General features: G+C 62.4%; 7 protein-coding genes. 3 read left to right on the top strand and 4 right to left on the bottom strand.

The genetic code is table 11. The features are described from left to right. Window positions 1–36: 36 nt before the first annotated feature. The 3 genes from QQJ86_RS03975 to QQJ86_RS03965 are packed head-to-tail and all read left to right on the top strand — an operon-like array spanning window position 37 to window position 3,211. Complete coding sequence (locus QQJ86_RS03975) at window positions 37–780, top strand: uroporphyrinogen-III synthase (protein ID WP_284319689.1); 744 nt, start codon at window positions 37–39, stop codon at window positions 778–780. 59 nt (window positions 781–839) lie between these two features. Further along, window positions 840–1,955: a uroporphyrinogen-III C-methyltransferase gene (locus tag QQJ86_RS03970; protein WP_284319614.1), complete on the top strand. Its 1,116-nt coding sequence runs from the start codon at window positions 840–842 to the stop codon at window positions 1,953–1,955. Continuing rightward, complete coding sequence (locus QQJ86_RS03965; protein ID WP_284319613.1) at window positions 1,952–3,211, top strand: heme biosynthesis HemY N-terminal domain-containing protein; 1,260 nt, start codon at window positions 1,952–1,954, stop codon at window positions 3,209–3,211. Before QQJ86_RS03970 ends, QQJ86_RS03965 begins: the two co-directional genes overlap by 4 nt. Window positions 3,212–3,340: 129 nt before the next feature. On the opposite strand, the gene QQJ86_RS03960 is transcribed toward QQJ86_RS03965, so the two are convergent. From QQJ86_RS03960 to QQJ86_RS03945, 4 genes are all read right to left on the bottom strand, one after another. Further along, window positions 3,341–4,039 (bottom strand): response regulator, encoded by a 699-nt coding sequence (locus QQJ86_RS03960; RefSeq protein ID WP_284319612.1) that lies wholly within the window; start codon window positions 4,037–4,039, stop codon window positions 3,341–3,343. After that, window positions 4,036–6,693 carry a sensor histidine kinase gene (locus QQJ86_RS03955; RefSeq protein ID WP_284319611.1) on the bottom strand — a complete coding sequence of 886 codons (2,658 nt, stop codon included), beginning with the start codon at window positions 6,691–6,693 and terminating at the stop codon, window positions 4,036–4,038. The genes QQJ86_RS03960 and QQJ86_RS03955 overlap by 4 nt, the downstream gene beginning before the upstream one ends. Before the next feature lie 193 nt (window positions 6,694–6,886). Beyond that, window positions 6,887–7,465, bottom strand: coding sequence for a potassium-transporting ATPase subunit KdpC (gene kdpC, locus QQJ86_RS03950; RefSeq protein WP_284319610.1), 579 nt, complete (start codon window positions 7,463–7,465; stop codon window positions 6,887–6,889). 10 nt (window positions 7,466–7,475) lie between these two features. Then, the gene (locus QQJ86_RS03945) at window positions 7,476–8,957 is read right to left on the bottom strand and encodes an outer membrane beta-barrel protein (protein ID WP_284319609.1); all 1,482 of its coding nucleotides are present in this window, start codon (window positions 8,955–8,957) and stop codon (window positions 7,476–7,478) included. Window positions 8,958–8,966: the final 9 nt, after the last annotated feature.

Here is an 8,966-nt window from a genome sequence, read left to right as displayed (position 1 = left end):
CAGAGGGGAGAGGGAGAAAAACTTACCGGCTGCACGATCGTCATCACCCGCCCTGCCGGCACCGGCACACCGCTGGCGAAAAAGGTAAGCGCCTTGGGCGGAACCTCGCTGTTGCTCCCCGGCCTTTCTCTGCGTGGCACCTCCGATGCTCAGCAAGCACGCGAACAATGGCGTGATGCGCAAGACGACGATGTGTTGATCTTCACCAGTCCGGCGGCGGTTCGCTACGCGTTGGCCCTCGCACCACTGGATAAGGCGCATGGCGAAGTCGTCGCCGTGGGGCAGGGCACGGCGCGTGCTCTGCAGCGGCATGGCGTTACCGCGCAGGTGCCCGCGTCACGTCAGGACAGCGAAGGCATGTTGGCGTTGCCATTGCTGCAACACCTACAGGGCCGGCGTGTTGCCCTGATTACCGCACCTGGCGGTCGCGGCCTGATGCAGCAGCAGCTTGCCGGGCGCGGTGCGATCTTGCGTGAGGTGCACGTGTACCAACGCGCTGCGTCCAGGTTGACCCGGCGTCATGCCGAGGCGGTGCTGCAGATGGCCGACACCGCCTGCGTGCTGCTCTCCAGTATCGAGGCCCTGCAGAATCTGCGGCAGCAATTGCCTGTCACGGCATGGGAACGGCTACGTCAGGCTACGGCCGTCGTCAGCAGCGAGCGGATCGAGGCGGCGGCGCGCGCGGCCGGGTTCTCGCGCATCTATAGGGCGGCGTCGGCCGTCCAGGCAGAGCTGTTGGCCGGTGCCTGCGAAGTTTGTTCACGCGCACGCCACGATTGAGGGCTGGCGACGCCTGCACGGAACTGATCAGCGCATCCTTAGGCTGTTAGCATGCGCGCATGAGCCAGGACGATCTCACCCCCGACGTACGTACCGCGCCCGGCATGGGCACTCCCTCCGACTCCGCGCGCAGCAGCCGGCCCACGCCGCCTGCGCGCCCTGCAGGTGGCGCCCTCGCGCTGGCGCTGCTGCTGGCCCTGATCGCCATCATCGGTGTCGGCTATGTGGCCTGGCGGCAATGGCAGCTCTTGCACGTCAATGCACAGGCGTTGCGTACCACTGCAGCATTGGAGGAACGCACCAATACGCTGGAGCGCACACTGTCCACGACCACCAGTCAGGGCAATCTGCTGCTGCAGCGTTTGAACGATGCCGATCAGGTCAATCGTTCCCTGCGCGAGGAATTGCTGTCGCACGACCAGCGCGTGCGCGATCTGGAAGAAGCCGTCGGCAAGCTGTCTGAAAAGACCCTCTCCGGCCAGGACGCCATGCGTCTGGACGAAACCGAATCGCTGCTGCGCATGGGCGCCGAACGCTACGCGCTGTTCCATGATGCGCAAGGCGCGGCACAAGCGTTTGCATTGGCCGGACAAACACTGGCTGGCGTCAACGACAATGCCTTCAAGGGCGTGCAGCAAAGCATCGAAGCCGAGCACGAAGCTTTGGCCAAGAGCCAGTCCGCTGATCCCACGCAGTTGCTCGATAGCGTGGTGCAGTTGCGCAGCGATCTTTCCAATCTGCCGTTGAAGTCGCTGGACGAACCTGCGGCTCAGGAAAGCACCAGCGTGTGGGCCCGCATTTGGCGCGCGCTGAAGAACGTGGTGCAGATCCGGCGTGACAATGGCGCACCGGTGGACATTGCCGATGCACGCATTGCCCGCGAACTGGTTGCGCTGGATTTCGCACAGGCTCAAGCCGGACTGTTGGCGTGGGATGCGGACGCCAGCGCCGCCGCGCTGAAGCGTGCCGATGCAGGATTGACTGCGCAGTTCGATACCCAGTCGCCCGCCGTGCAGCAGGCGCATCAACGCATCGCCACACTGCTTACGCAGCTCAAACCGTCCGCACCGGTGAAGCTGGGCGCCGCATTGAGTGAGTTGCGCAATCTGCGTGCCGTACACGCGCTCAAGCCGAACGCAGAGAGTGCAGCGCCCTCGAACGGGTCCAAGCCATGAAGGTATGGCGCTGGATCCTGGCGTTGGTGATCGTCTCCGCGCTGGCGGCTTTCGGCTGGCATTGGGTGACCGAAGATCCTGGTTATATGTTGATTCGCTTTCGCGGCATCAACGTGCAAACCAGCTTGCTGGCTGCGGTGTTCATCCTGTTGCTGGCGTGGGCCGTTCTCGGTGTGGCATGGCGTGTCGTGCGCTGGCCGTTCGGCGCCTTTTCGCGCCGGCATCGCCGCTTGAGCCGGCAGCGACTTGCGGATGGCTTGGTCGCGTTGATGGAAGGTCGCCATGGTGATGCCGAGCGCGATCTGCATCGTGCATCACGTCTGGATGCACTGCGTGGCCCGGCACTGCTTGCGGCTGCAGAAGCTGCATCGCGGCGTGGTGAACATGTGCGTGCACTCGAGGCGCTGAATCAGGCTTCGCAAGTCGCCCCGCGCGCAGCGCGTGTATTGCGCGCACGTGTATTGCGCCGCGATGGCAAGTCGGCCGAAGCACTTGCGCTGCTCACGCCCGAAGGCGACAGCGGCAATCTCAGCCCCGGTGGTTGGCGCGAACTCGTGCTTGCCGCGCTGGCGGCTGGCGATACGCGCCGTGCGCGCAGCGCACTTGAGCCGTTGCAGAAGAGCGGCGTGATGAGCGCACGCGCCTACAGCGCACTCGAAACGCAGGTGCTGGTCGCCAGCATTCAAGCAGCCGGCGATGGCGCGGTATTGAACACGCTATGGTCGCAATTGCCGAAAGCGCAGCGTCGCGCACCGGCGGTCATCGATGCATACGCGCGCAAGGCTGCAAGTTATGGCCTCGTGCTGCCGGCGATGGACGAAGTGGAATCCGCGCTGCGCCGCGAATGGTCGCCGCAACTGGTGGAGACCTACGGCTTGTTGGCTGGCGACGATCTCGAGGCGCGCATGCGCCGTGCCGAAGGCTGGCTCGACGCGCATCCCAATGATCCCAGTCTGCTGCTTACGCTGGGCCGCATGAGTGTGCGACTGAATCTTTGGGCCAAAGCACGTCCCTATCTGGAACGTTCGCTGGCCTTGGCGCCCAATGCGAGTGCATGGGAAGCCCTGGGTGATACTTACACTGGTCTTGGCGATGCCGCACTTGCGCAGCGCTGCTACCGCAACGCCATCGCGTTGGTGCGTGGCGATGTGACGGAGCCGCTACCGGAAGGCGGTCTTGTTGGCGGAAGGCTGGATACGCGGCCGATCGCGATCGAAGAGCGCGATGTGCACGGGGTGCCGCGGTTGAAAGAATAAGTTCGGTCTTGCCTGGTCGTCATTCCCGCGAAAGCGGGAATCCATCTTCGCTCTTGCTTGAGAGCCCAATGGATTCCCGCTTTCGCGGGAATGACGGCAAAAAAAGCAAGGGTGACCACCATCAATGGTTCACCCATTCCCCGCTAAAAACCGATACCCCACGCCCGGCTCCGTCTTCAGCCATCGCGGTGTCGTCGGATCATCTCCCAACTTCTGCCGCAACTTGCCGAGCACAATGCGCAGATAATGCGTGTCTTGCACATGCGTGCCACCCCATATCTCGCGCAATAACTGCTGCTGACTCACCACGCGTCCTGCGTGCCGAACGAGCATCGCAAGCACCGCATATTCCTTGCGCGTGAGCGCGAGCAGTTCCCCGTCCAGCGTGACTTCGCGCAAGCCGAGATCGATATGCAAGCGATCGTCTTCATAGCGCGGCGGTGCCTCCGACTGCGTGGCGCGGTTGCGCATCAGCGCGCGCAAGCGTGCCATCAGCTCTTGAATGCCGAACGGCTTGGTCATGTAGTCGTTCGCGCCCGCATCCAGCGCTTTCACCTTTTCCTGTTCCGTGTCGCGCACGGAGAGCATCAGCACCGGCACCTGCGTCCATTGCCGCAATTCAGCCAGCACTTCGTGGCCTTCACGGTCGGGCAGGCCGATATCCAAAATAATCAGGTCAGGATTGCGTGTCGCTGCCAGCGCCAGGCCTTCGCCGCCATTTGCAGCAAGCAACACGTCGTAGCCTTCGGCGCGCAAGCCGATATCGAGGAACTTGCGGATCTGCGTCTCGTCATCGACGACCAGCACGCAAGGATTGGCAGCAGTCATGGCGATGGTGGAGAGGGAAGGGGAAGGCTGATGCGAATGGTGGTACCAACGCCGTCGCCCGGCAAGGCTTCCACGCTGCCGCCATGCGCGCCGATCATGCCGCGACAGATCGCAAGGCCAAGGCCGGTACCTTGCGGTGCACGGTCGCCACGCGCAACGGAATAGAACATGTCGAAAATGCGCGCGCGCTCCTCTTCCGGAATACCGGGACCGCGGTCGACGACGTCGATGAAGAGGCGGTCACCTGCCACGCGCACAATCACTCGCACCGGTTCGCCGGGTGGCGAAAAACGCGCAGCATTTTCCAGGATGTTGAACAGTGCCTGCTCGATCAGTGCCGGATGTACGAACAGCAGCACGGTTTCATCGGGCAGTACCGTATCGACGCGCAATTCAGGAAACAGCTTGCGCATGCGCGTAATGGCGGAGGCCACGATTTCAGCGGAATCGGTCCAGTCGCGATTGAGTTTGAGCGTGCCATGGCCCAGGCGCGTCATGTCCAGCAAATTCTGGATATAGCGGTCCAGGCGCTGGCCTTCGCCAAGAATCGCTTCGAGCAGTTCCTTGCGTTCGGTCGCAGGCAGTTGATCCCCGTAGTTGGAAAGCGTGCCGGCCGAGCCGATCATCGACGCCAACGGCGAACGCAGATCGTGCGACACGGAAGAAAGCAGGGCATTGCGCAAACGCTCGGTTTCACCCTGCACGCGCGCGCCTTCCAACTCGGATGCTAGCCGTGCGCGTTCCAGTGCCTGACCGATATCTTGCACCATCGCCAAGGCCAGGCTGCGTCGTTCGATATCCGGCGAAACACCGTTTTCGAAGCGCAGCGCAGCTACGCCCAGATGATGATCTTCCGTACCCAGCGGCAGCATCCAGCAGCGCGCAGCATTGAGCGTATCGGTGTAGCGACCTGCCGCTTCGGCATGCTGCTCGCACCATTCCGCCGCGGCGAGATCCTGGGTGGTCAAGGTGAGCGTGCGCGAACTGTTGGCGGCGATCTGCAGGCGGTGCTCCACGTCACGCGCCAGGATGGCGACTTCGCAACGCAAAGCGCGTGCAAGTGCAGCGCAACCCACGTTGCGTATGCCGTCCGCATCCGTGCTGGCTGAAAGCCGCTGGCCCAGCGTGAGCAATGCATGCGAGTAATCGTGCGCGGCGCGCAGCGATTCCACCTGGCTGGCCAAGCGGGTTGCCAGGCGGCTGCAAATCAATGCGGCTGCAAAAAACAGTGTTACGGCCAATACATCGTCGGAATTGGCGATGGCCAGGGTGTAGCGCGGCGGCGCGAAGAAGAAGTTGTAGCCGAGAAAGCACATCGTCGCCGTATAGACAGCCACCGCCATGCGCGTGCGCACCGCTACCGTCATCACTGCGATGAGGAAGATCAGCGCCAGGTTGGCGACCGAAAGATAGCGATCAGCGATGAAAGCCAGGCCGATGGCTATTGCGGTGACGATAGTGGCGAAGATGTACTCGTCCCGGCGACCATACATCGGCATTAGCCGCAGCCGCTTGCGCGCACGTACGCGTTCGGCGGGCGTAGCGATGATGGTAAGTTCCAGATGCGCGCCACGGCGCAGCAGCTGCTGGGTGAGCGAGCGTCCGAGCATGCGCGCGATAAGGCGCTCGCGCGTGCGCCCCAGAATGATCTGGCCGACGCCTTCGCGATCGGCATGCACCAGCAGTTCATCGGCGATCGCATGGCCGCGCAGCACGGTGGCGTCACCACCGAGCCGGCGAGCCAGGCGCATTGCGGTGTCGATGCGTTCGCGGCGTGCTTCATCCAAGGTGGCGCCGGTGTCGACAAAGACCACCGTCCACGGCGCGCCGCGGCGTTCGGCAATGCGGCGCGCAACACGTACCAGATATTCGCTCTGCGCGTGACCGTCGATCGCAGCCATCACGCGGCGGCGTACCGGCATCTTGCCGCCGCGCGCGAGCATGTGTTCACGCAAGTCGCTGTCGACATGGCCGGCGACCGTATCTACCGCCAGCTCGCGCAGGGCAGCGAGATTGGTGGGTGAAAAGAAAGAATCCAGCGCAGCGGCTGCTGTTTCCGGCACATAGACCTTGCCTTGTCGCAGGCGATCGATCAGCTCGCGTGGGGGCAGGTCGACCAGCACGATGTCGCGTGCGCGATCCAGAACGGCATCCGGCACTGTTTCGCGCACGGTGATGTTGGTGATGCGGCGCACCTGGTCGTTGAGGCTTTCCAGGTGTTGCACGTTGAGTGCGGTGTAGACCTCGATGCCTGCGTCGAGCAGTTCAGCGATGTCCTGCCAGCGCCGTTCGTGCCGGCTGCCGGGCACGTTGCGGTGTGCGAGTTCGTCGACCAGCAGGATGTCGGGTTTGCGCGCCAGCGCTGCGTCCACGTTGAATTCGGTGAATTCGCGCCCTTGGTAGTTCAACGTGAGCCGCGGCAGTATTTCCAGCCCTTCCAGCAGCGCAGCAGTTTCTGCGCGACCATGGGTTTCCACCAGGCCGACGACCACGTCCACGCCTTGCCGCTTCAATTCGCGTGCGGCAGAAAGCATGGCGTAGGTCTTGCCGACGCCCGGCGCTGCACCGAGAAAGATTTTCAATCGGCGGCTGCTTTCTTCCTGCACGACATCAAGCAGGGCATCGGCGCGGGCGTCACGGGAGGTGTCGGTCATGGGATTGTCAGGCTTGCGAGGTCAATTCCCTCTCCCCTTCGGGGAGAGGGTTAGGGTGAGGGGCCAGGCTTGCCATAAACCTCAAACTTGTCGGGAAGATATTTTGCTCCGCACTACAGCAGTGGCGTGGCTGCTTCGCAAGATTGGCCCCTCACCCCAACCCTCTCCCCGGAGGGGAGAGGGCGTATGTGGCTCACCGCGTCTGCAATCCATCCAGCGCCACATTCAACTGCAGCACATTCACCCTCGGCTCTCCCAGCAAGCCAAGCTGCCGTCCCTGCGTGAACTTCGCCACCAGCGCCTTCACCTGCTCATCGCTCAGATGACGCACACGTGCCACGCGTGCCACCTGATATTGCGCAGCCGCCGGACTGATCTCCGGATCGAGGCCGCTACCCGACGCCGTCACCAGATCCGCCGGCACCGGAGTGGTATTGCCCGGATCGGCCTTGCGTAAGGCATCGATGCGTTGCTGCACGGCATCGCGCAGCGCCGGATTGGTCGGACCCAGGTTGGAGCCGTTCGACCCCGTGCCGTTGTACGGCTGCGGCGTGGTGGCCGAAGGACGACCCCAGAAATACTTGGGGTCGTCGAAGTATTGGCCGATCAGTTCGGAACCGATCGGCTTGCCGTCCTTTTCGATCAGGCTGCCGTTGGCCTGATGTGGGAACAGCACCTGCGCCACGCCGGTGGCCACCAGCGGGTAGGCGATGCCGGTGATGAGCGTCATCACCAGTAACATCGATACGGCATTGCGAATCAACCGGCTCATGGCGGTTACCTCAGTAGTGAATGATCGCGTCGAGCAGGGCAATGACCTGGTAATCCTTCTTGCCCGCGTTATACGCATTGGTGTCGTACGAGCGCTCGTAGCGGATTTCCGGCTGGATTTCCAAGTCTTGCGAAACCCAGTGCGTAATACCCAGCGTGTGACTGCTGTAGCGCGTGGCGAAGCCGGTACGCTGGCCCTTTTCGTCGTTGTAGAACTCGTTGCGGAACGACAGCATGTTGCTGGGGTTCAACTCGAAGTTCAGGTAGTTGACGATGCCGAATTCGCCCGCTGTGCCGGGCAGCGAAGCAGATCCTGCAACACCAGGAGTGCCGCCCGGCCCGAAGCCTGGGACATTGCGGCCATACATGCGATACGCCTCAGTCAGCATGTGGAAATGCTGGTTGAAGCGATGGCCCCAGGTGGCCACGTACATCTGCACGTTGTTGTAGTTGTAATCCGACTTGTTCCAGTTATTGACGCAGGGGTAAAGCATGTCGTTGTTGTCGGCCGACACCCAGCGCACGCAGGTTTGCAGCGAGGGACGTGCCGAATGATTCCAGGGCGCCGTGTCATTGCTGGCGTTCACGCCGATCTGGAAGGTCCACTGCTGGGTGAGTCGCGTGGTGGTCATGATGCCCGTCTGCGTATACGGGTCGACCGTGTACAGGACCGAGTGCGTCATCAGGTAGTTCTGCGGTGAGAACTGCGCTTCGATGTCTGGCAGCGATAGCCAGCGACCTACACGAACAACCATGCCCTGGGCGACCCACGGAATATAAATGTCGCCGTAGAACAGCATCGGGTCGTCACCGTAGATCTTGCCGTTGAGCGGCTGATTCGGCGCAGGATTGTTCAGCAGTTGATTGCTGAAGATGCCCTTGGTAACGGTGTAGTGATAGTCGTAGCCGTAGAGGTTTGAGATATTGAAACCCCAGTCGACGTGATCGGTTTGTACGGTGTCTTCAACGCGCGTGATGTTGGTGACGAGCTGGTCCAGTTCCACGCGGTTCGGGCGTGTGTTGTAGGACAGTGGGAAATTACTGAAGTTGGAGCTGCTGGCGTTCGCCGCCGGCGTCACCCAGCCGAAGATCTCGATGCGGTTGCGCTGCATCCACCCGCCGAGCTTGGTGCAGCTCAGTGCTTTCTCCAGCGGATAAGTGTTATTGGTATCCGGTACGCCGATGGGTGCGGCTACGCCACCCATCTGCCATTCCGAGCTTGGAAAGGGCGGTGAATCGAATGGAGCGTCCATGGCGCGGCGCTTAGCGGGCGCGGCATTCGGATCGGCCGGCTGCGCATCCTCGCGGTAGGCTGCGGCGAAACGGGAGAGGAAACCCTTGCTGCAATCACCGCTTTCGGCCGCAACGGGCGACGCGGGCAGGCTGGTGCTTGCCGGCATGTTGCTGACGTTGGTGGACTGCGCCATCGCCTGCGAAAAAACCGGTGCCGCGGACAGCATGATCGCTGCGGCTAGAGCCTTCTTGTAATACATACCTTCCTC

It is taken from the genome of Dyella acidisoli, assembly GCF_030160295.1.
GTDB classification, from domain to species: domain Bacteria; phylum Pseudomonadota; class Gammaproteobacteria; order Xanthomonadales; family Rhodanobacteraceae; genus Dyella_B; species Dyella_B acidisoli.
Note: the sequence above shows the minus strand (reverse complement) of the source record. Positions and strands in the feature narration are given on the sequence as shown.